This window comes from Pseudoalteromonas sp. TAB23 (assembly GCF_000498075.1).
In the GTDB taxonomy this organism is placed as follows: Bacteria; Pseudomonadota; Gammaproteobacteria; order Enterobacterales; family Alteromonadaceae; genus Pseudoalteromonas; species Pseudoalteromonas arctica.
On sequence record NZ_AUTP01000344.1, the window covers coordinates 35,320 to 57,861 of the forward strand.

The 22,542-nt window shown below is 38.1% G+C and carries 16 protein-coding genes and 5 pseudogenes; 10 read left to right on the top strand and 11 right to left on the bottom strand.

Annotated elements, in window-relative coordinates:
* Positions 1-44: 44 nt before the first annotated feature.
* Positions 45-623 (bottom strand): LON peptidase substrate-binding domain-containing protein, encoded by a 579-nt coding sequence (locus tag L654_RS0123085; RefSeq protein WP_024591092.1) that lies wholly within the window; start codon positions 621-623, stop codon positions 45-47.
* Between the two features lie 235 nt (positions 624-858).
* Positions 859-1,131 carry a hypothetical protein gene (locus tag L654_RS0123095; protein WP_024591093.1) on the bottom strand — a complete coding sequence of 91 codons (273 nt, stop codon included), beginning with the start codon at positions 1,129-1,131 and terminating at the stop codon, positions 859-861.
* 298 nt (positions 1,132-1,429) lie between these two features.
* On the opposite strand from L654_RS0123095, the pseudogene L654_RS01000000126710 reads away from it, so the two are divergent.
* Positions 1,430-3,072: pseudogene (locus L654_RS01000000126710) on the top strand (alkaline phosphatase D family protein).
* Positions 3,073-3,132: 60 nt separating this feature from the next.
* On the opposite strand, the gene L654_RS0123105 reads toward L654_RS01000000126710, so the two are convergent.
* The 3 genes from L654_RS0123105 to L654_RS0123120 form a co-directional block, all read right to left on the bottom strand.
* On the bottom strand, positions 3,133-4,617 hold the full coding sequence (locus tag L654_RS0123105) for a cellulase family glycosylhydrolase (protein ID WP_024609166.1): 1,485 nt from the start codon (positions 4,615-4,617) through the stop codon (positions 3,133-3,135).
* Between the two features lie 387 nt (positions 4,618-5,004).
* Positions 5,005-5,355, bottom strand: coding sequence for a hypothetical protein (locus tag L654_RS0123115; RefSeq protein ID WP_024609167.1), 351 nt, complete (start codon positions 5,353-5,355; stop codon positions 5,005-5,007).
* An 88-nt stretch (positions 5,356-5,443) separates the two neighbouring features.
* Positions 5,444-7,795 (bottom strand): TonB-dependent receptor, encoded by a 2,352-nt coding sequence (locus L654_RS0123120; RefSeq protein WP_024591097.1) that lies wholly within the window; start codon positions 7,793-7,795, stop codon positions 5,444-5,446.
* Between the two features lie 219 nt (positions 7,796-8,014).
* On the opposite strand from L654_RS0123120, the pseudogene L654_RS01000000126715 reads away from it, so the two are divergent.
* The 3 genes and pseudogenes from L654_RS01000000126715 to L654_RS0123135 all read left to right on the top strand — a co-directional run bounded on the left by L654_RS01000000126715 (position 8,015) and on the right by L654_RS0123135 (position 11,455).
* A pseudogene (locus tag L654_RS01000000126715) lies at positions 8,015-8,646 on the top strand (hemolysin III family protein).
* Positions 8,647-8,925: 279 nt separating this feature from the next.
* Positions 8,926-9,750 carry a hypothetical protein gene (locus tag L654_RS1000000127120; protein WP_024609168.1) on the top strand — a complete coding sequence of 275 codons (825 nt, stop codon included), beginning with the start codon at positions 8,926-8,928 and terminating at the stop codon, positions 9,748-9,750.
* A 94-nt stretch (positions 9,751-9,844) separates the two neighbouring features.
* Positions 9,845-11,455, top strand: coding sequence for an RNA-directed DNA polymerase (locus L654_RS0123135; protein WP_024609169.1), 1,611 nt, complete (start codon positions 9,845-9,847; stop codon positions 11,453-11,455).
* A 94-nt stretch (positions 11,456-11,549) separates the two neighbouring features.
* On the opposite strand, the gene L654_RS0123140 is transcribed toward L654_RS0123135, so the two are convergent.
* The 3 genes and pseudogenes from L654_RS0123140 to L654_RS1000000128465 form a co-directional block, all read right to left on the bottom strand.
* The gene (locus L654_RS0123140) at positions 11,550-11,888 is read right to left on the bottom strand and encodes a hypothetical protein (protein WP_024609170.1); all 339 of its coding nucleotides are present in this window, start codon (positions 11,886-11,888) and stop codon (positions 11,550-11,552) included.
* A 10-nt stretch (positions 11,889-11,898) separates the two neighbouring features.
* On the bottom strand, positions 11,899-12,189 hold the full coding sequence (locus L654_RS0123145) for a hypothetical protein (protein ID WP_024609171.1): 291 nt from the start codon (positions 12,187-12,189) through the stop codon (positions 11,899-11,901).
* Between the two features lie 201 nt (positions 12,190-12,390).
* Positions 12,391-13,011 (bottom strand): annotated as a pseudogene (locus L654_RS1000000128465) (tyrosine-type recombinase/integrase).
* Positions 13,012-13,414: 403 nt separating this feature from the next.
* Between L654_RS1000000128465 and L654_RS0123155 the strand changes: the two are divergent.
* From L654_RS0123155 to L654_RS0123165, 3 genes are all read left to right on the top strand, one after another.
* Positions 13,415-13,993 (top strand): hypothetical protein, encoded by a 579-nt coding sequence (locus tag L654_RS0123155; protein WP_024609173.1) that lies wholly within the window; start codon positions 13,415-13,417, stop codon positions 13,991-13,993.
* 252 nt (positions 13,994-14,245) lie between these two features.
* A complete protein-coding gene (locus L654_RS0123160; protein ID WP_024609174.1) occupies positions 14,246-14,713 on the top strand; it encodes a hypothetical protein in 468 nt (155 codons plus the stop codon).
* A gap of 109 nt (positions 14,714-14,822) precedes the next feature.
* On the top strand, positions 14,823-15,716 hold the full coding sequence (locus L654_RS0123165) for a CBS domain-containing protein (RefSeq protein ID WP_007580728.1): 894 nt from the start codon (positions 14,823-14,825) through the stop codon (positions 15,714-15,716).
* A gap of 450 nt (positions 15,717-16,166) precedes the next feature.
* Here the strand turns inward: L654_RS0123165 and L654_RS0123170 are convergent, their stop codons facing one another.
* Both L654_RS0123170 and L654_RS01000000126725 read right to left on the bottom strand, forming a co-directional pair.
* Entirely contained in the window at positions 16,167-16,478 is a 312-nt protein-coding gene (locus tag L654_RS0123170) for an MGMT family protein (RefSeq protein ID WP_024609175.1), read from the bottom strand.
* A pseudogene (locus L654_RS01000000126725) lies at positions 16,468-17,291 on the bottom strand (LysR family transcriptional regulator). The gene L654_RS0123170 and the pseudogene L654_RS01000000126725 overlap by 11 nt, the downstream one beginning before the upstream one ends.
* Positions 17,292-17,413: 122 nt before the next feature.
* Between L654_RS01000000126725 and L654_RS0123180 the strand changes: the two are divergent.
* Together L654_RS0123180 and L654_RS01000000126730 are read left to right on the top strand one after the other, a co-directional pair.
* Positions 17,414-18,496: an efflux RND transporter periplasmic adaptor subunit gene (locus L654_RS0123180; RefSeq protein ID WP_024609176.1), complete on the top strand. Its 1,083-nt coding sequence runs from the start codon at positions 17,414-17,416 to the stop codon at positions 18,494-18,496.
* 2 nt (positions 18,497-18,498) lie between these two features.
* Positions 18,499-21,559 (top strand): annotated as a pseudogene (locus L654_RS01000000126730) (efflux RND transporter permease subunit).
* A gap of 110 nt (positions 21,560-21,669) precedes the next feature.
* Here L654_RS01000000126730 and L654_RS0123190 read toward each other — a convergent pair.
* Complete coding sequence (locus L654_RS0123190) at positions 21,670-22,002, bottom strand: PBPRA1643 family SWIM/SEC-C metal-binding motif protein (protein ID WP_007580735.1); 333 nt, start codon at positions 22,000-22,002, stop codon at positions 21,670-21,672.
* Between the two features lie 241 nt (positions 22,003-22,243).
* On the opposite strand from L654_RS0123190, the gene L654_RS0123195 reads away from it, so the two are divergent.
* On the top strand, positions 22,244-22,501 hold the full coding sequence (locus L654_RS0123195; protein ID WP_024609177.1) for a hypothetical protein: 258 nt from the start codon (positions 22,244-22,246) through the stop codon (positions 22,499-22,501).
* Positions 22,502-22,542 lie beyond the last annotated feature (41 nt).

Below are 22,542 nucleotides of genomic sequence, written 5' to 3' on the forward strand. Positions count from 1 at the left end.
TGTATTAAGTAATACGGGCAATAATTAATTTAGGATCATAAAATTTAGGCAAATTCGTTATTAATCACAGTATGGAGGAAATTCAGTAAGTTATCAAAATTCGTTTCAAACGCAAGTTGCTGTTTTTTCTCAATAGAAACAGGTAGGAGTTCGAGCCAACGTGCTGCAATCCATGGAAGCTTGTCAAAATGAGTTTTCTTGTACAACAAATTAAGTTCCGGATTACCTTGAAACACGTTTTTAAGCGCATCGTGTAATAGGTAATGTTCACCAATTTGGTTGTTAGAATCTTTGTACCAATACGGCGTATTACAAGGCGATACCAAGCCATGACGTAATTCGTCTTCGTCTTGATAAACATCATTAATTTGCACATTTTGCGATGCAAATACATCAATTAATAATACATCGTTATCGTCTTGGTCAAAATCAATAATATCAACAAGGCAACCTTGCGCGCTTATATTAAAAGGCGTGTCATGCTCGAACGTACAAAGCACAAACCCTGTATTATTTTTTAATGCGGTTTTAACCATATTTAAATAGCGAGGCTCAAATATGCGTAATCGCGTATAACCTTCAGGTAACATAAAAATGGGTAATGGAAAAATCGCACGTTTCATAAAGTCTACTTATTTCAAACACTCTGCCTTTATTTACGTGCGCTTTTGCTAAGTCGATCAGCTTTGTATGAATCGAATTAATTACCAGCTATATAATTGGCTAAAGATTAAACCAACCTCCCATAGCTTTAAACACTTGAACCGAGTAATAAGCGCTAATCATACTGACTACGGGTGCTAACATTAATGCAAATAATCCAAGTTCACTGCTCATCGTTTTAATCCTTTAAATAATTTATTTTGCGTTTTTTATACTAGTGTCAGTATTTTTAAGCGTTGTGCTATTTGTTAAAACGGGCTCATCTAATAAACCCTCTAAAACAGTTTTAGCATCAAAATAAAGCGTCTCCTTTAGTGATTTTTCAAGCTCGATTGTGGTTTGCTTAACATAGCTTGCTACACTTTGAGTTAATATATCAGTTACATCTAGGTCCACTTCTGTTGCGTGTACTTGCGCAGAACCTAATACTAATAAACTTGCCATAGCGATTTTAATTGAATGTTTCATAATGGTATTCCTTGTTTGTGTATTGTTTAGACGTAGTTACATACTCAAGGGTTGTGCCAACATAAAAATAAATTATAAGCAACTGTAATTAAACAACTTTACATGCGCCACTTTAATTTAAAAAATTCATACCTCGTTAATTTAACCATTTAATTTAATTTTTTGACTACTTTTTAGTTAATAAATAAAAGGGGTTAAATGTATTAATACCGTCACACTAAATACATTTAGCGTTTATAAAAACGTCATATCTACCCGCTAAAGTGCACACCACTATAAATAATTCAAAAAGTGCAGTATGACCCTTTCATCACGTCGAAATTTTTTAAAAATCTCAGCAGCAAGCATATTTACCGTCGCAGTATCGAGTGCCATTACAGGTTGTGCTCAAACATTAACAAACAAACCTTTATCGGCTATTGAATTTAAACACGGTGTAGCCAGTGGCGATCCGCTCACTAATGCTTTAATAATTTGGACACGTGCAACTACTTCTCAATCAAATTTTGAAGTTACTGTTGCTTGGGAACTGGCAAGTGACTCTCAATTTAAAAACATCATCCGCAGCGGACGCGAACAAACAGATAAAAGCAGAGACTTTACAATAAAAATAGATGTGCAAGAACTTGATCCAAACACAGAGTACTTTTATCGGTTTATGGGTTTAAATACACAAAGCCCAATTGGCCGTGCTAAAACACTACCAATAAATAACATTGAACAAGTAAAAATGGCTGTTGTGTCGTGCTCAAACTATCCTGCTGGGTACTTTAATGCCTACACCGATGCCGCTAAACAAAAAGATTTAGATGTGGTACTGCATTTGGGAGATTACATTTACGAATACCCAATGGGCGGNCAGCCGATAACAGTGGTGAAATTATTACCCTTAGCGACTATCGTAAGCGCTATGCTATTTACAGAACAGACCAAGGCCTTCAAGCTCTTCACGCTGCAGCGCCTTTTATTGCAATATGGGATGATCACGAAGTTACCAACGATACCTATAAAAGTGGTGCTGAAAATCATACCCCTGATGAAGGTGACTTTTTTAAGCGCCGTGCAGCAGCTATTCAAGCNTGGCTGCCAATTAGACCGCCTATGGGCGAACAAAGCCCGCAAATATACCGCACCTTCGATTTTGGTAATTTAATAAGCTTGCACATGCTAGATACGCGCGTAATAGCACGCGATAAACAACTTGCTTACAGCGACTATAAAAACCTAGAGACCAAACAAATGGATGTTGCGCGCTTTGCCAGTGATTTAAATAATCCAAGTAGGCAGTTACTAGGTAACACACAACTAAACTGGCTCACGAGTGCAATAACTAAATCAAATGCAAAATGGCAAGTATTGGGCCAGCAAGTATTGATGACTAAAATGTGGCTACCTACTGAAATATTCTCGCAATCCGATCGCACTAAAATACCGCAGGTGTTAAAAGAGCTTGTTGCCATTAAAAAAGCCGTGTTAGCTAATAAAGCGGTAACACCTGAGCAACTCGCACGCGTAAATACTTTAATGCCTTACAATTTAGATGCGTGGGATGGTTACCCAAGCGAGCGCGAAGCATTATACAAAAGCGTTACCGCATTAAATAAAAAGTTAGTCGTGGTTGCAGGTGATACGCACAATGCGTGGCATGGCACATTAAAAAATGCAAAAGGCGAAAGCATAGGAGTAGAATTTGCAACGCCTGGTGTTACATCCCCGGGTATGGAGCATTATTTAGCGCTTAATACAGCACAAGCAAAGCAAATGGCTGACTCGCTTTCATTGTTAATAAACGACTTAAACTATTGTGACTTATCACACCGTGGGTATATGTTACTGACTATTACTAAAGAGCAAATCACAACCGATTGGCGCTATATAGATAACATAAACTCCCCAAGCTACAATATTGTTGAACAACACCAAAGTGTTTATAAAGGCTAATACTTTTAAAAAGAAGGTAAATGTATTATTTACCTTCTTCGCATATTTTATAAAACGTGCTTAATTACAAGTATAAAGAAGCGTCCACGAAGCATCACTTCCTGGAAGGCTGTTTGTATACCAATTTGCGCTGTATGCATTACCTTGATATTGCATTTTATCGTCGGTGTTATTGTGGGTAAACGGACCACCTGAGTAATCTTTGTTCACCCAATTAGGGTATGCATTAATACCGTTACAATCTGTTGAGCTTACAACACTGCATCCGTTTGTATCAACACTTGTACCAGCGGGTGTATCTGGGCACTGATCGATATCATCATTCACACCATCGTTATCCGCATCGCTTTGTGGCTCAACTACTTCAACAACGCAACCTACATTATTAACAGTTTCACCTACTGGTGTATTAGGACATTGATCAACATTATCGCTAATACCATCGGCATCGCTGTCAGTTACTGCACAACCAATACTATCAACCGTTGTACCTGCGGGAGTATTATTGCACTGATCAAGGCTGTCACTTACGCCATCCCCGTCGCTATCTAAATCAACATTGCTACTACCACCACCCCAACCTTGAATGATCTCTTTAACTTTAGAGCCTGACGATGTTAGTGAATTCCAACTACCGCCTGGAGTAAATAACGATGCACCTTCGTTTTTATCGTTTAAAGCCCAGTTAGCGTGGCTAATATTGTTTGTTTTAAAAAATGCCATCCATGCATCGGTTTCATTGATATTAACACCACCATTTCCATCAGCATTAACTGTTCCCCACTCTGTGGCGAATAGTGCAATGCCGTTATCGAGTGCTGTTTGTGCTTTATTTCGATACGATTGACCATGCGTGCCAGCATAAAAATGCAGAGTGTAAGCAATATTGGCACGATCAATTGGGTTTTGTGATGCCACATCAACATCTTGCGACCACGTAGGCGTTCCAACCACAATTAAGTTATCAGGGTCGATTGCTCTAATTTTATCAATAACTGTTTCTGCGTAAGGCTTAATATCGTTAACCCACGAGATTTGTAATGGCTCGTTATAAATTTCATAAATAACATTGTCGTACTGCCCATATTTGGTAGCTACGTCTTCAAAAAAGCGAACTGCAGTCGCCTGATCGGTATGTGCTTCATGGCTATGAAAATCAATAATAACGTACATATCCTCAGCAATAGCTGCGTTTACAACAGTATCAAGACGGCTCATATTGCCCTCCCAATCAAAGTTCAAACTACCACCAGTACTCGTACCATGACCAATAGCTGCACGAATTAATGTTGCATTAAATTCAGTTTTTGCCTTTGCTACTGTTTCTGCTGTATAAAATTTTTCAGCGCCCCACCCCGTATTACTCCAAAATAGGCTAGGTCCTGCAAAGCTTGTGTTTTCTCCACCCGCAAGAATTTGATTCCCACTCACCGTTAACTTCTCAACAGCGGCATTGGCCATTGTTGAGCATCCTAATAATAAAGCTAACGATAAGCTCGCCACTTTAAAATCCTTTCTTTTGTGATTATTTGAACTGTTATTCATCGTATTTCCTTAAATTGAAGTTATCAGTCGTCATTGCTTGACGTAATAAATCGATAGCAAACCAATACTTAATAGCTAAACAAAGTTAATTTGGCGAGCAGAAAGTATCATTTATTTATTAACATTAAATGAATAAAAAGGTACAAGGAGAAGGATTTCAATTAACTAAATATCAACAAGTGAGCGATTTAACGAGGTTTGAGGATTTTACTGGGTATATACAGGCATTTACACGATATTTACATGATGCGGGCAAAAAATCTCGGTTACAAAAAATATGTATAAAAATGAAAAGGCGGTAATAATAATTATTACCGCCATCAATAATAGCTAAATATCAGGGTAAAATATTAATAAGCCAACCAAACCGAGTTCTGATTAAGTGGCTTATTTTTTAGTGGGTAGCGCTTTTCTGCCCAAACGATATGCATCCATCATGCTCAGCACCCAAATTATAATCATTAAAGGTACGTACTTATATTCAGCGAGTTGAGCGCAGGCGTTAGATGGTTGTTGCGCGGCTTTTAAAATAGCCGTAACCGACATGGGGATTTTTCCGTTTACAATTTCATTTGCAGTACACTGTGCAATCGCAAATATATCTTTTAGGGTTAAAATTAAAAGAACAGAAAATACACCTGCAAAAATAGCGCCTATAAGGTGTTTTTTTAAAGAAAAATGCCCCGCTCCAGGATAAACAATGGCGGTAAGTAAAGCAGCTTTTAGATCTTGTTTCATTTTTACCTAATATAAATTCACTTTAACGTGATCACATAAAAAAGCCACTTTGCAGTGGCTCAATTAAAATATCAAGTAGTTAAATGTATTATTGTCCACCAAACCCGAGAGTTAACTCAATACCAACAAAGCGAGGTGCTCCTGCAACAAATGTTGGGTTGCCAAATCCCCCTCCAGTATTACCTGCATCAACTAAATACTCTTTATCTAATAAGTTACTAGCAAATACACTAACAGCCCAGTCATCACCATTTGCGATACCTAAGCGCGCACTGACTAATCCAAGCCCTGGTTGGCTAATATCTAAGCCTGATATTGGCGCATTTGCTGGCTCAAAAAACACTTCAGAGCGGTAGCTATATATTAAAGAGCTCGTTAAATTAAGTGAGTTCGACAATTCTGTTGAATAAAACAGCCCCGTACTAAACGTCCACTCTGGTTGTAGTCTAAATTTATTGCCTGCGAGGTTACCGTTATTACTATCATCATCTATTTCAGCATCAAGGTAAGCCGCATTGGCAAAAACCTCAAACTCATTATTAATTAACGCCCTTACCTCAGCCTCTGCGCCAACATTAGTGGCAGAGCCCGCATCAGCAGAAAACGCAACGCCTTCATCATCCTGTAACGTAACCTGAAAGTTAGAATAATCTTGATAAAATACAGCGACAGAGTAATCTAAACGCCCGTCAAGCGCTTTGCCTTTAATACCGGTTTCGTAGTTCCAAATAATTTCCGCAGGGACTTCTGATATAGAAGCTTCGACATTTCCTTGTTCGTTGTTAGCCGAACTTACTTCAAGTACTTCCGAACGACGCCCTTTTGAAATAGTCGCATACATATTTGTAGTAGGGTTTATTATATAAAGCGCATTAAAACGTGGCAGCCAATCATCATAATCAGCATCGCCATAAAATGTTTCACCATTTGTATCAACCGTAAACAATGGCGCTTGTGTTAAAACACTATTGGGTGCAGCAGAGCTATAGCCACTGCGCTTTTCTTCTTTTATATAACGAAGTCCCGCTGTTAACTCTAATGCTTCAGTAGTAGCATAAGTTACATCAGCAAACGCTGAGTACGCTTTGTTTTCACCATAGTTTGTAAACTCTAGTGAATATGGCAACTCGTTTACTACACCACCTGTTAATGCTGGCGTTAAAATATTAACGCTACCATCATTATTAATACAAGGAACACCTGAGCCCAATACACCTAAGCAATTTAAAAATATAGACTCCTCTGTACTAAATGGAATACGCTGGCTACCATCTTCTTCAAAGTAACTCACACCAAAAATACTAGTAAACTTATTCTGTGTATAGACAGCGCGTAATTCTTGGCTTAACTGATCGCCCTCAGCAGCTTCTGCAAATTCTAAAAACCATGCTTGCGTACCATCAGCATCAAACACTTCTAAAGAGTCAAAGTTACGCCCTGCAGTAATTGAGGTGATTGTTAAATCGTTACTTACATCCCAATTTACAGTCAAATTTAAATCGTTAACTGTGCGCTCCACACCTAAGTCTTTTTTTCCAAACACAGACTCTGCATACGGACTACCTGGCATTTCAACAAAGCTATATGGACTTGTATCACCACCGGTTGGTGCATAAAGCCCATTTTTAAAAGATGTACCCGAGTCATCATTTTTTTCATACGTATACACCAAATCAATCGTTACATGGTCACTAGGTGTAATACGTAAAGACGGACGATAAGAAAAACGCTCAATAGCATGCATATCATCTTGCTTAAACCCAGCCGGATTTTGGGAGTTACTATCTCCTGCAATATTTTTTATAAACCCATCACGTTCACGATAAGTAAAAGCAACACGGCCTTGCAATAAATCATTGCCACCCGTTACAAAGCCACTAGCACCTTTGGCCGAGTAATTACCAACGGATGCTTTTAATTGAGCCGAAAAATCTTTTTCTGGTTTACGTGTTGCTACACTAATGGCACCTACAGAAGCTGCTGTTCCAAACAGTGTCGCTTGTGGTCCCTTAACAACTTCAATCCCTTCTACATCAAAAAGCTCAAAGTATGAGCCACGAGAGCGTGATACATCTGCTCCGTTATAATAAATAGACACACGAGGGGATGATTGAGACGACCCACTATCAGACGTAATACCACGAATTACAAAGCCCGGGTTGTTAGGGCTTTGCTCTTGAATAACAAGCCCTGGTGTTATTTCAGATAAAGTGTCTAGTTCACCTATACCCAAGCTTTCTAAAAAGTCGCCATCGTAGGCGCTTATTGTTACGGGCACATCTTGTATTGATTGCGCACGCTTTTGAGCAACAACCACTATTTCATCAAGTTCTTTATTTATGGTTTGATCTGCAAAACTATTTGTTGATGTAACGCAAATCATCGCCACAGACAATTTAGTAAGTTTAAGAAAAGGCCGTGTTATTAATTTATTTTTCATGTTTTTCACTGTTCGTCCGGTTAATTGTTTTTAGGAATTACCAGTAATCTAACGAACTATTACGAATTTTTTACGTCTTATTAATTACGCATTGGTTAAATTGATGTTTCAACTTTATGAAAAACAATAAATTATTGTATTCATATAAAAATTATAATATTGAAAAACTCAGCGTACACTTGTACACTAAAATTCATTCAAATAGTGGTAGGATCTGTCATGTCGTTAGAAGCGCCCTATTCTAAAAAAGAAGAACAACTAAACGTAATTAGTCATGCACTTGGTATAGTATTTGCCGCATTTGTTATGTGGGATTTATTTAGCCAAGCCACCAGCACTAACGCGTATGTTAGTACTGCAATTTATGGCAGCAGCCTATTTGTGCTGTTTTTGTCGTCCACTTTGTACCACGCCAGTATTCAACCGCGCTTAAGAGCCTTTTATAAAAAGTGCGATCACTGCGCCATATACTTATTAATTGCCGGCACCTACACTCCCTTTTTATTAATCTCATTAACCGGTGCTTGGTCATGGGCAACACTTACATTTATTTGGACTGTTGCACTGGCGGGCGTTGCGTACAAAGTATTTGTAAAAAACGGCAATAAAAAAATATCACTCGCCACCTACTTACTCATGGGTTGGTTTGCACTGGCTATTGTTTATCCGCTTTATTCAAGTGTTGATGTAAAAGCACTTTACTGGCTANACTTGCCGGCGGTATTTTTTATAGTTTAGGCACTTTTTTTTACAGTGCTAAAAGCACCCAATTTAGCCACGCAATTTGGCACTTATTTGTTATTGCTGGGTGTGTTTGCCATTATATTTCAATTAGTAATTATGTTTATTGAGCTGGTATAGCCAATTAATATGGTCTGGTTTGAGCGATAAGCAGACATTGAAAAGTTAAATTTACTTCTGCTTTTTTGAGTAGGAGCCTAATTTTGTCCGATAACATTATTAAACGCCGTTTTGGGGCAAAATAACATGCTTAATTTCTAGCTGTTTTAATTACTTGTTTACAAAAGTAATTATTGGTGAAATTATCAGGGTATGTAATAAACGCCGTTTCGGTGTGTTATAAACCACCAGAATGGTGTTCAATAAGCTGTTAAGTTTAAAGGGAAGTTATGAGTAGTATTCTTGATATACGATTAATCGAAGTTGGTTATTTTTTATCAAGGCTTGGAATAAATGAGCCCCCTGAAACACTTAAAGCCTCTTCATGGAAAGAAGCGTATTCAAAATTCTACGGTACTTTTGGTGGCGAAAAAACTGAAGTTGAGTTTAAGAACAGCTTAAAAAATTTACGAGATCATTTTGATAGCCACCTAGAAAATGAGCGAACAGGTTGGATGGCTGAAGATGGTCATCCACAAAAACTATCCGCTGCTAATCAAGAGGCATTCGATCGCCTCCAGAAATTGACAGATGTAGAACTGTGGAATCATATAAGACCTCTAGCAACAACTTCTTATGACTCAAAAATAGAAAAAAAGAAAGCAGATGAAGCTAAAGAGTCTGGAGCTAAATATTTCTCTTCTGAATTTAGCGGTAAGAAAAAAGTAAAGTCTAAAGCAACTACTGAAGCAAATGTTGTGCATGGATATGTTGTCGACCAACTAAAACAATATGTTGAACAAAACTTCAAAAATACTGTTGTATTTAATACTCAGAAAATAGACCTTGCTATCGAGCTTGATGGGGAGATCACTACAATTTTCGAGGTAAAAACGTCAGGAGATACACAATCTATTTATACAGCGGTCGGGCAGCTTTTTATGCATGGTACAGGCATACCAAATGTAAGTAGAATAATTGTATTACCAGAGCCACTTGAAAATGAGTCAACTATAAACTGTTTATGTGAATTGGGAATTCAGCTCATGTTATTTTCAATAGACAATCAATTGTGTAATTTTAAACTTAACAAGGCCATTAAGTCGGATTCGTAACAGTTGGCTCGGTTCCGCTTCGCTACACATTTTAGCCAACTATTACTCACCGCTTATGGCGACGTTAGCCGAATATATGCACTAAGGAGTTTATGTGCTAGAAAAGTTATTAAAAAAAGGATATTTCCCAGCTGAATTACCAGTCCCATTTACAACCGTAAGTTATGGTGATGCCTTATTAAATGTGACGAATCAAAATACCCCGCCATTTTCTTATGGTAATAGAGGACCTAAATATACCAGTATTTGTGCGAAATATAATTTAGCCCGAAGAGGTAAGTTAAGGCGACCTTTGGCTGTTCCAAACCCAATAAATTACTTTCACATATCTCAATTATTAGCTAACAACTGGGCTGATTTCGAATTGGTCTATGATCGTTCAAATCAATCTTTAAGCAAACCTGTTGTTGATAATTCTTCTAGGGCTTTAAAGTGGGATAAAGGGTTTGGAGTTCTACCTGATGAAAAGCTCAGAACTAGAACAGCTTCTAAGTACTTACTTAAAGCAGACATAGCTAATTTTTACTCTACTATTTATACCCATAGTATTCCGTGGGCAATCCATTCAAAAGCAGTAGCTAAGCAAAATCGTTATTTTCAAAATAACTTAGGAAATAAAATAGATTTGATTGTCCGAAATGGACAGGATCAACAGACTAAAGGGATTCCAATTGGAAGCGATACATCATATGCCATTGCTGAATTAATAATGTCTGAAATTGATGAGAAGTTGATTAGCAAAATTGGTAATAATTACCATAGGTATATTGATGATTTTGAGTTTGGGTGTAAAACACTACAAGAAGCAGAAGAAATTCTTTCTGTGCTACAAGAGGTTCTTTCATCATACGAGCTAGAGTTAAACTCGTCTAAAACCGAAATCACTAAACTCCCAGAAGAGATAGACCCACAATGGCTTCATGAGCTGCAAAAATATAAAATCAATATGTCCACAGATGCAGTTCAAAAAAGGTCATTATTGTCATTCTTTGATCTCACTATGAATTTTTTGGAAAAAGAGCCTAGTGAACCAATTTTGAAGTATGCTGTAATTCGTACTTCATCACATATTGTTAGAGCGAATAATTACCCTTTATACCAACGGATATTATTGCAGTGGGCTACGGCAGAGCCTTCTACACTGCCTATCATCATAGATTTCATAGCGTTTTATAAATCAGCTGGTGTGAATGTTGACCTAGCCGAGGTTAAGAGAACCTTACAGTTTATTATTATTGAAAATTGTAGGCAGGGCCATACAAGTGAAGTTTGTTGGTCAATATTTGGAATGATTTTACTGTCACAAAGTTTTGATGATGAAGCATTATTAGAGCTGGAAAAAGTAGAAAATCCATTTATTGCACTGTTAACTTTAGATGCAAGAAATAGAGGCTTAATTGCAACAACCTATAACTTCCCTCTTTGGGAAAGTTTAATGAATAAAAATGAATTAAAAACTGAAAATTGGATTTTGGCATATGAAGCCCTTAGAAAGGGTTGGTTGCCTTCTGTAGATGGTAGCGATTATCTAATTGATGTTGAGGGGTTTTCAACGCTTGCTAATAATGATGTTGAGTTTTACTCAACAGATCTCATTGATCAACATGATCCTAAAACTAATTATCAGTACTTCAATAGGTTAAGTGCGGAAGAGCTTAGGTATTTCGTTCATAGAGATGTTCCATTAAGAAGGGTGCCGTTTTAAATTCGGCTAACAAGGCGTTTAAGGCGGATTCGTGACAGTTAGCTCGATTCCGCTACGCTGATCAACGCGGCGTTATGCCTCTAATTCAGTAACGTTAAGCTAATCGCTTTACTCTTTTATAAAAAACTTTATTTCTACTTTGTACATTATCTAGAAAAGCAATATCCATTTTATTGAGCAAGTTCTTATTTATAAATCCGATAAATTCATTGTAAGCTTCATCTCTATCATCTTGTGATTTAAAATACCATGAAAACCCCAGCTCGTTTGTTAAAAATGTATTTGACCACCCCGTATTTCCTGCAAAACCTTTAGGGTGGTAATCCATATTTATATCCCTAATTGTACTTGCTATACGTTTCTTCTTACTCGGTTGAATAATCTTTTTTAGTCTTATTTTTAAACCAAATGAGCTAACTTTACTTTTTTTCATGGTATATGCCTTAACTATCAATTAGTGTTGATAACCTTTGACCGCTTAATTTTCTGAATTTTTGGGCTGAATCTAGTTGAATAAAGCTATAACTAGTGCTTGAAACTTGAAACATGCACCACGACTTATTAAGTAACTCAGATGACAGTGATGATAAAAATACTTTATCAACAATTTCTTTTTCTGACATTTCACCAATACCTTTTAATGAAAGTTGAAATCGTGTAATTGCAGATTCCTCACTACGTTTTTGGAGTGCAAAAGCTAACCTTTCTGCTGTCTGTTCTGCTGTGTATGGCAAAGTTGAATCTCCACTTGAAGTATGGGCGTCATATTAGCGCCCCTTACACTTACTGTCAACGGCATAATTACACTCACATGTGTACCATAATACACCCTTATGTGTATTAAAGTCTCCGAGGTATAACGAAAATCTAAGGTTACGACCGTCCGTTCATGGCACGTGCCAGACTCTAACTTTGAGTCTGGCTTAGGTTCAAATTTAAGCATCTATCTGTTCTGATACTTCTAACGCATCATCAACTTCTATTCCCAAGTACCTTACAGTGATTTCTAATTTCTATGGCCAAGTAGAAGCTGACAGGCTCTTAAATTTTTAGTTTTTTTGTAAATTAGTGATGGTTTGGTACGTCTCATAGGATGAGTACCATATTGAGTCTTATCTAACCCAATTGAGGTGACCCAAGAGTCAACTATACGTCCATATTGACGGGTTGAAAGGTGTTCAGAGGAATGAATTCGTAATTTAAACAAGTAATCATAAGAATTGAGAGAAAATTGATCTATGATCGGCACAATTGATTTTCTAGTATTTCCAGTAATTTTAAATTGAACAGGCATACCAGTCTTTTTTGAAAGACTATTGCCCGTGATTGGATTGTTTTACCATGTGCGATGTCATTAACTTTTGTGAAACTAAATCACACCCTCTTAGTTTGCTATCTATGGCTAGGTTAAATAGTGCTAGATCTCTTATTTTATGAAAAAGTTCCAGTCGTATTCGGATAGCCCATATTTGCTGTAATTTTAGAGGTAACTTTTGTCCTACAAGCTTATTTTTATTCCAAGGCTTTTTAAGCTGATATATAGTTAACTGGTGCATTAGTTGTACTCCGGTGTTTATGCAGTTTTAAGCTTAGCTCGCTACAAAAGAATTCGGGTATGAGCGAGAAGCGGTCATTGAGGTTGGCTAAATATCGTCGTTAATAGATTGGTCAAACTGCTCTTCGAGTGTATATTCATGATAATGCGGTTGCTGAAAGCTTTTTCGCAACGATTAAAAAACGAACAATTAAGCTTAAGATATATTCGACACGCAAAGATGCGAAAACTGAGATATTCAATTTTATAGAAATGTTTTACAATCCAAAAAAGCGTCATTCGCACACGAGCGGTGTTTCACCTGCTAAGTTTGAGTAAGCGTATTATTTTGAGTTAAAAACTGTCTATTGAAAGCTGGGAAGTCCAAACCTTCGGATCATTGCCTCATAAAATAAGGATTAATCATGGGAACAATTGTTGTCGATACAGGGCTGAAAACAAGAAAGTCAGATACAAACAGGGTTCTTAGTTCTATTTTTAAAGAGCCTATTTCTGAGAATACAAGAAAACATCGAGCAAAACTCCTTTTATTTTCAAGCATTACTGCCTATTTACTAATCGCTGGCGTTCAACTAACACAGATTGGCTGGCTAAAATTTGAAAGCACATCCACTAGCCCTATCACACCACTAGTTCTCATTGCGACGTATTACTTAGTGTACTTCGTCAAGTTTGCTCATTCTGATTTTGCTAAATACAAACTCGCACGTAGCTTTGATATTTTCGATAAATACGAGCGTGGAATTGACACCTTATCTAGAAAGATCGAAAGTGGCGAAGAGATAACTTCGAACAAGTTCACAAATAATGAGCTTACAAAATGGCTTGAAGATTACGAGGCAGACAGAAAGATACTTATCGAGTCTTCAAACCGCACTTTCCGGGATCTAATACTCCTAGAGTACGGCATTCCTGTAGTAACTTATTTAGTAGCGTCCGGATTATACATAACTGAAGTTGTAATTCCTGCAATTCAACACTGACAGGCCCGTACAAGCAATTAAAGTTGCTCCTTTCAGGAGCCATAGCTGCTATTAAAATTGCATAAGCAAACGGCAGCTTATGGCACATTGACGAAGCTCGGGTTGTAGCGAGAAGCCGCCTGTCAAAAATTGTGATATATGAAGTCAAGATTTGACCCTGAGGTCTTTTTTTGCGTCGAGTAATTAAGCGTATGATATACTCTACACGGGAAGTCCAGTTCAATAGTTAATTTATATTAAGGGAAACTTTATATGCACATAAATGAACTTACATCTCCCCCTTTTAAAGATGCTGAATTAGATAAAATTTTAAGTTTAACGGAAGAACGAGAATATCACTTATCTCAATGGAGACTAATTTCTAAACAGCGTGAAAAATTCAAGTGGAGTGCCATCATTAGCTCATTAGCAGTCGGTCAAGCTATATGTATGAAGGATGCTTCAGTGATAGCTTATGTATTTAATTTGAAATTTGGTATTGTTGCTGGATTTATTTTGATTTTTTATTCGCTTTTTCAATGGTATACCCTAAGAAAAAACGCATTAGAAATATATAAACTTACAGAGAAAATATACCGAGATACAAAAGAAAAATATGGTATAAGTCTCACATCTAAAGATTGCGTGGTTGTAAACAGCGATAAATATAGTTATTTCATTGAATTACCATCTTTTAAAATTTCCTATCGTCGAGAGCGAAAGAAGAATGCCGTTTTATAATAAGACCATAAGTCGGGTTCGAAGTAATTGGATTAATTTCGCTTCGCTCCACTCCACATCTTAGCCAACCATTACTCACCGCGTTATATAACAATTAGGATTTATCTACATGGGTTACCAACTTTGGATGTCGCCAAAAACAGGTTATCGACGTCAAGGAACTAGGTTTGAGTCTCTACATGGCATTTTCGTTGAAAATGCGAAGCTACTTTCATTGTTCGAACCAGTACTTTGCTGCAAAGAAACAGATAGTGCACCCCACGCAAAACATGCGCTCGAATCGAGAGATTTTGATGTGACATGTGTCGTTAATGATGATGGTGATATTGTCGGACAAATAGAGAGAAAAGCTCTGAATCAAGGCTTAGTAGCCGAATATGTAAAGGATATAGAAGAAGAACATAAAATAGATGAAAATACCTCATTAGTTCATCTGCTCCAGATTTTGGAGACAACTGAATCTAAGTATGTAACTCGTGATGGTCAAATAGTGGGTATTGTTTCACGCTCAGATCTGAATAAGCCAATTCCAAGGACATATCTATTTGGTGTAATTTCTTTAGTTGAGTTACATGTAAATTTTTGGATTAATTACTACTATCCCAACGACACTTGGCTTCAGACTTTAAACGAAGATAGGCAAACTAAAGTAAATGAAACTATTGAACTTCGTCGAGGGAGTAATGATTATCTCGCTATGGTTGAGTGTGCTCAGCTTTGTGACAAAAAAGAAATTCTTAGGAAGACTCCCAAATTCTTAGATAGGTTTGAGTTTAGTAAAACAAACTTTAAAATTTTTTTAGAAAAACTTGAAATTGTTCGCAACGAAATAGCACATAGTCAGTCATCCATAACTGGTCGATTAAATTGGGAACATATTACCCGCACTATTTCCAAGGCTGAAGAGTTCGTTAGTCTTTCAGATGACGTAATTGAGGCTGAAAGCAAGAAGAAAGCCAAAGACTTTGATACGACAGTTTTGGTTCCTGTAACTATTGTATAACAAGCTGTTACAGGAACGATTCGCAACGCGAAGCATTTTACTATTATGTGCATCTAGTATTTAAGGTGGTTTACAGCGTCATTGCGTTGGTCACACCTTAACAGGGCGTCACCAATGTCTGTGAGTTGCATACTAGCGATAGCGAAGTTTGCGGTAGCACTCTTATTAAATTAATCATATTTTAAATCTTGAATGGAAGACAAGGGATCAAATCTTGTTTTCAGATATTATGGTTCCTGACCGTCTGCTCTTGGCACTCTCCAGCCAGACGACAACATAAAATATTGATAATAATTGGCAAGGTATTTTACTTTGTCGGTTGGCGTGGCTTCGCCACTTATCCGACCTACGTCAAAAGGTAGGTTGGTTAAGCCGAAGGCGCCACCCAACAGAGTATCGATTCACGCCTTGAAAGTCAGCTATGGCACTTACCTGCCCATAATAGTCATATCACTCCCACCGGCACTCGCGCATATTCACTTTGTCGTTTTTAAACAGTACGCCTTCTGATAATAACTTTTCGCGTTGTTCTTGGTATTTTTCGCTACCTGCAGGGAATGATATTTTACCTTGGCTATTCACTACCCTGTGCCAAGGTATAACTGAGTCGTTTGGCATCATTTTTAATAAGCGCCCCACCAACCGTGAGTTTTGCGGGTAGCCCGCAAGAGCTGCAACTTGCCCGTAGCTTGCTACTTTACCTATTGGTATGCCTGCGATAACAGTATAAATAAGAGTTTCTTTATCAATATCAGCGTTCATTTAAATACGCCTCACTAAGTACTTTAAATTGCTCCCAAATAGTACGCGCTACAGGGCCGTGGTGTACTGCATGCTGCCTAAAGGCTCTAATTTGTGCACTAAATTTATGCTCTCGATCAGTTATGTGTATTTCTTGAAGTGAGCCTGCTTTTATTTCAGGGTCGCAGTGCTCTAGGCTCATCATTGCCCAACCTGCGCCTGAGAGTAAAAACGATTTTAGGGTCGATACATCATCAATTTTCATCATGGCGGAGCCTTTTGAGTACGATAGCCTGTCGCTGTCGATACTCAAGTCACTTTCAAACATGGCTAAACANGCCTGCCTATGGGTACGCTTTCTAAATCGCCTGTCGCGTGAAATAAATCAAACCACGGACCAATACCTAATTCGGCTTGCCCACTGTTTACTTGCTCTAACGAAATAAAGCGCTTCCCGCTTGTTAAGCTAAACTCTGTGCTGGTAAACAACCTAAAAGTATTACTTATGATCTCGTTGTAACTCTGCATATGACAAAGTTGCTCGTAACAAACTCTAAATTGGGGTTCATTACCGAGTGCCAATTCTTTAGCGAGCTGTGCTAGCTCGTCGTTGGCATGAAGTAGTTGCTGCGCTTCGCGGTGAAAAACACGCCCTTTTTCAGTAAGCTGTAATCGGTACTTACTTCTGTCTAGTAACTCAAATCCTATTTTGGCTTCTAAGTTTTTGATGGCGAGTGTAAGCGCGGGCTGCGTTTTATGTAGCTTTAGTGCTGCTCCGCTTAAGCTTGCGCTTTGCACTATGGCATCTAAAATTATTAATTGATTCAGCTTCATATACCGCCCTGCAACATCATAAATAAAACTTATTGAGTTTCTAAAATTTAATGATTTTTATTTTATATGTTTGCAGCGTATGCTGCACTTAATTATTTTGCCATCATTGCAACGGAGAAGACATGAAACTCTTTCGTCTATGTTTATTAACAACGACCTTACTTAGCTTAATAGCCTGTTCTGAGCCAGAACAACAAGTTAAAGAAGAGCCTATTCGCCCTGTTAAATTATTCAACATAGGTCATGATACGCAAATTAACATTCGTAGTTTTCCTGCTGAAGTTGTTGCAAACCAAGGCTCTTACCTTGCTTTTAGGGTAAACGGCGAACTTGTTAAGTTTCCTGTGCTTGCTGGTGAACACGTTGAAAAAGGTGATTTATTAGCAAAACTGGACCCAGAAGATTTTCAATTACAGTTTGACGAACGTAAAGCGCGCTTTGAATTGGCAAAATCACAACTTGGCCGTATTGAGCAATTGTTTGAGAAAAAAATCACCAGCCAATCAGAATTAGATCAAGCCACTGCTAATATGCAAATTGCTGAATCTGCATTTAAAATTGCACAAACGAACCTTGAGTACAGTGAACTACGCGCACCATTTTCAGGTACGGTCGCTAAGGTGTTTGTTAAAAACTTTGAAAATATTCAAGCAAAGCAAAATATATTACGCTTAGAAACACGCGATTTAATGGATGTAGAAATCCAGGTTCCTGAAAAAATAATCGCTCGCCTTAAAAAAGGCACCGATTACCACCCTACTGTAAAGTTTGATGGCTTTGACGATAAAGAATACACACTTGATATTAAAGAGTGGGACACCCAAGCAGATCCTGCAACACTTACTTATAAGGTTGTATTTTCGCTACCAGTACCTGAGGACTTTAATTTACTAGCGGGTATGACGGGTAGCGTGCTTATTGATTTAAGTAAAGTAACGCGCTCGCAAGTTGCTTATACAATATTACCTATCGAGTCGGTGTTTTCTGAGCCGCAAGAATCAATTGAAGATAACGCCTACGTATGGCTTTTTGATTCAAAAACTAGCCAAGTGCATAAACAAGCAGTAAAGGTTGGCCAGTTGCACCGCGATGGTATTGAAGTATTAAGCGGTATTGAAGAGGGCCAAATTGTGGTTTCTGCCGGTGTGCATTCACTAAAAGAAGGCATGAAAGTAAGAGCATGGAATAAAGAGCGAGGCTTATAATTATGAGCTTTGCACAACTCTCCATAGAGAAAAAAGTAATCAGTTGGATGTTTACGCTGCTGCTATTAATTGGCGGTAGTGTGTCGTACTTTGATTTAGGGCAACTAGAAGACCCTGAGTTTACGCTTAAAAAAGCCATGGTTATTACCATGTACCCTGGCGCTTCGCCGCAGCAAGTTGAAGAAGAAGTTACTTTTCCGATTGAAAACGCGATTCAGCAATTACCTTATGTTGATTACGTTACGTCTATTTCATCTAACGGGAAATCACAAATTACTGTTGAAATGAAAAGCACTTATCGTAAGGAACAACTCCGCCAAATTTGGGATGAAATGCGTCGAAAAATTAACGACCTTTCTCCGTCATTACCCAGTGGTGTTTACCCAAGCACTATTTTGGACGACTTTGCCGACGTTTACGGTGTTATGTATTCGGTAACCGGTGATGGTTATTCGTATGACGAGCTTAAAGATTACGTCGATTTTTTAAAACGTGAACTGGTATTGGTTAAAGGCGTAAGTAAAGTAACAATAGCGGGTGAACAACAAGCGCAAGTAATGGTTGAAGTTTCTACGCGTAAACTTGCTCAATTAGGTATTGCGCCAAGCCATATATTCCAGTTATTGCAATCGCAAAACACGGTATCTAACGCGGGTAAAATTCGCGTGGGCGATGAATCAATTCGCCTGCACCCTACCGGTGAATTTAAAGACGTAAAAGAACTCGAAACGTTGCTTATTTCAAAATCGGGTGAAAGTGAACTTATTTATTTAGGCGATGTTGCAAAGGTTTACAGAGAGTATGCAGAAGTACCAAATAACATTATTCGTTATAACTCTCAGCAAGCTTTACTTATTGGCGTGTCGTTTATGTCGGGTGTTAACGTGGTTGATGTGGGTAAAAACATAGACGAGCATTTAGCATCACTTGAATATCAACGCCCTCATGGTATTCATATAAATTCTGTATACAACCAACCACAAGAGGTTCAAAAATCGGTTGATGGTTTTATTATCAGCTTACTTGAAGCCATTGCGATTGTTATTGTAGTCCTGCTGTTATTTATGGGTTTAAAAAGCGGTATTTTAATTGGTGGTATTTTACTGCTTACCGTACTGGGTACGTTTATATTTATGAAGTTGTTTGCTATCGACTTGCAACGCATATCGCTTGGGGCACTTATTATTGCGCTTGGTATGCTGGTTGATAACGCAATAGTCGTCACCGAAGGCATACTTATAAACCTTAAACGTGGCCAAACAAAACTCAAAGCGGCTGTTAATATTGTTGAGCAAACAAAATGGCCTTTACTAGGTGCAACAGTAATTGCAGTCACTGCCTTTGCGCCAATTGGTTTAAGCTCTGATGCCAGTGGTGAATTTGCCGGTAGCTTGTTTTGGGTGTTGTTTATTTCGCTTTTATTAAGCTGGATAACAGCAATTACGCTAACGCCATTTTTTGCTAATTTAATGTTTAAAGAAAACGAATTTAAAAACGAAGAAGGCCAAGAAGATGAAGACCCATATAAAGGCTTTATTTTTAATGGTTACAAAGCGATTTTAGATTTAGCGCTGCACTTTAGAAAAACCACGCTTATATTAATGGTTGCTTTACTGTGTACAGCAGTTGTTGGTTTTGGCTCTGTAAAACAGTCGTTTTTTCCTGCCTCTAATACGCCTATGTTTTATGTAGATTACTGGCAAGAGCAAGGTTCTGATATTCGCTCAACCCTTGAGGGCGTTAAAAAACTTGAACAGTTTTTATTAAAAGAACAGCTTGTTGAAGAAGTAACAAGTACAACAGGCCAAGGTGCACCGCGCTTTATGCTTACCTACGCGCCAGAAAAATCATACCCAGCGTACGGGCAATTAATTATTCGTGTTTCCAACAGAGAAGCCGTAGCAACTGTAATGCAAACAGTGCGTGATTACTCACACAATTATGCACTCTCTGCACAGCTTAAAATTAAACCTATGGAAATTGGCCCCTCTACTGATGCAAAAATAGAAGCTCGTTTTTCGGGTCCTGACCCCGTGGTATTAAGGCAGTTATCCGCTAAAGCCAAAGAGATATTAGGCAAGGACGACGGTGCATTCAATATTCGAGATGACTGGCGCGCACGCACCAAAATGATTCGCCCGCAATTTAACGAGCAAAAAGCACGTCGATTAGGTATTAGTAAATCAGATTTAGACAATGTATTACTAACGAGCTTATCGGGTAAACAAGTGGGCGTATATCGTGATGGCACGCAGTTGCTACCCATTATTGCCCGTTCTCCCGCTAACGAGCGCTTAAACGTAGAAAGCGTACACGACCTACAAATATACAGCCCAGTATTGGGTGTATTTGTACCAGTGACTCAGGTTGTAGACGAATTTGATGTGCAGTGGGAAGACAGCCTAATAATGCGCCGCGATCGCAAACGTACTATTACAGTAATGGCCGATAATAATGTATTAGGGGATGAAACACCTGCAAAACTATTTGCCCGTATTCGCGGTCCGATAGAGAACATGGAACTACCGCGTGGTTACCAACTAGAATGGGGCGGCGAGTTTGAGTCATCAAGCAAGGCGCAAAAAGCAATATTTGGCTCATTACCGCTGGGTTATTTAGCGATGTTTGCAGTCACGGTATTACTTTTTAACTCACTTAAACAGCCACTTGTTATTTGGGCAACTGTGCCGTTNGTAAGCGCCGGCTTGTTAGCGATGAATGCTCCGTTTAGCTTTATGGGGCTACTTGGTTTGTTAAGCTTAAGCGGTATGCTAATTAAAAACGGTATTGTATTAGTTGATCAAATAAATCTTGAATTAAGGGAAGGTAAATCGCCCTATGAGGCCGTGTTTGACTCTGGTGTGAGCCGTGTACGACCGGTTGCAATGGCAGCNAGCTATAACCACTATTTTGGGTATGATCCCGCTGTTATTTGACGTGTTTTTTCAGTCAATGGCGGTAACGATTATGTTTGGTCTAGGCTTTGCTACAATTTTGACTCTAATTGTAGTGCCAGTACTTTACACGGTTATATTTAGAATTGATTACGAGCCACGTAAGTAGTTAAACATATAATTGGTTAACATTAAAAAATGCCACAGGCTCAAAATCCTGTGGCATTTTTATTTAATACCGATGAAAAAAGAAAGGCTACATATTTAGTTGTTAAGAAACTAACCGCAACACTTTTTATATTTTTTGCCACTACCACATACACAAGGTGCGTTACGCTCTGGTACTTTATCAAATACTTGTGGTGTTGACTTGCTAAGCGCAAAGTCTAGTTCGCGAATATCTTCTGGTAAGTCTGCTTTAACTTCAATTGAAGCAAACAGCGAATGCTCTTCTAGTATTGCTTCTATTTCTGATTGTCGTTCAGCTGAGTTTACAATTAGCGTTAACGGGTGTAACTCTGTGCCGACCTTTGCGGTACGATTTGGCGCAAATCCATTACTGTTATTTTTACCCATTATGTCGGGCTTACCCATAAAGAAAAATTTTGACATGTTACTTCTATAACCTTTCTACATTATTAAGACGGCGCATCTTAACAGCTTACCCAACATATAACTAAGTGTACTTGCTAATGCACAATATAAATCAAGCTTTAGCGTATATACGCCTAATATAGCGACATAATGAGACCATTTAATGGATTTAGGCAAAATTTGAATTCGAAATATAGTAAAATTACACTAACTAGACTCAGTGGCGTTTTAGTATCTAACTCAATATTGTGGAAAAGCATTGGAAAACTTTAAAATTGCAGTACTAATAGCAGGCAGTCTTTTTATACTTTTTGGTTATTTACGCTTTATAACTGACGATAGTGGTAACGTGAACTTAAACAACTACCGTTTTACAGGGGGCATACTACTGGTTATTTCCGGTATGGTTGATGGCACACGCGACCTTGTTAAGCGCTTGCGTTCTAAAAACGCATTATCGGCGATTGCAGTTTATTTAGGTATACTCTTATTTTATATTGGCTTTAGCATTCAATAGCTAAACATTAAGCGCTAATTTGGGCTTTATACAAGCAGCAT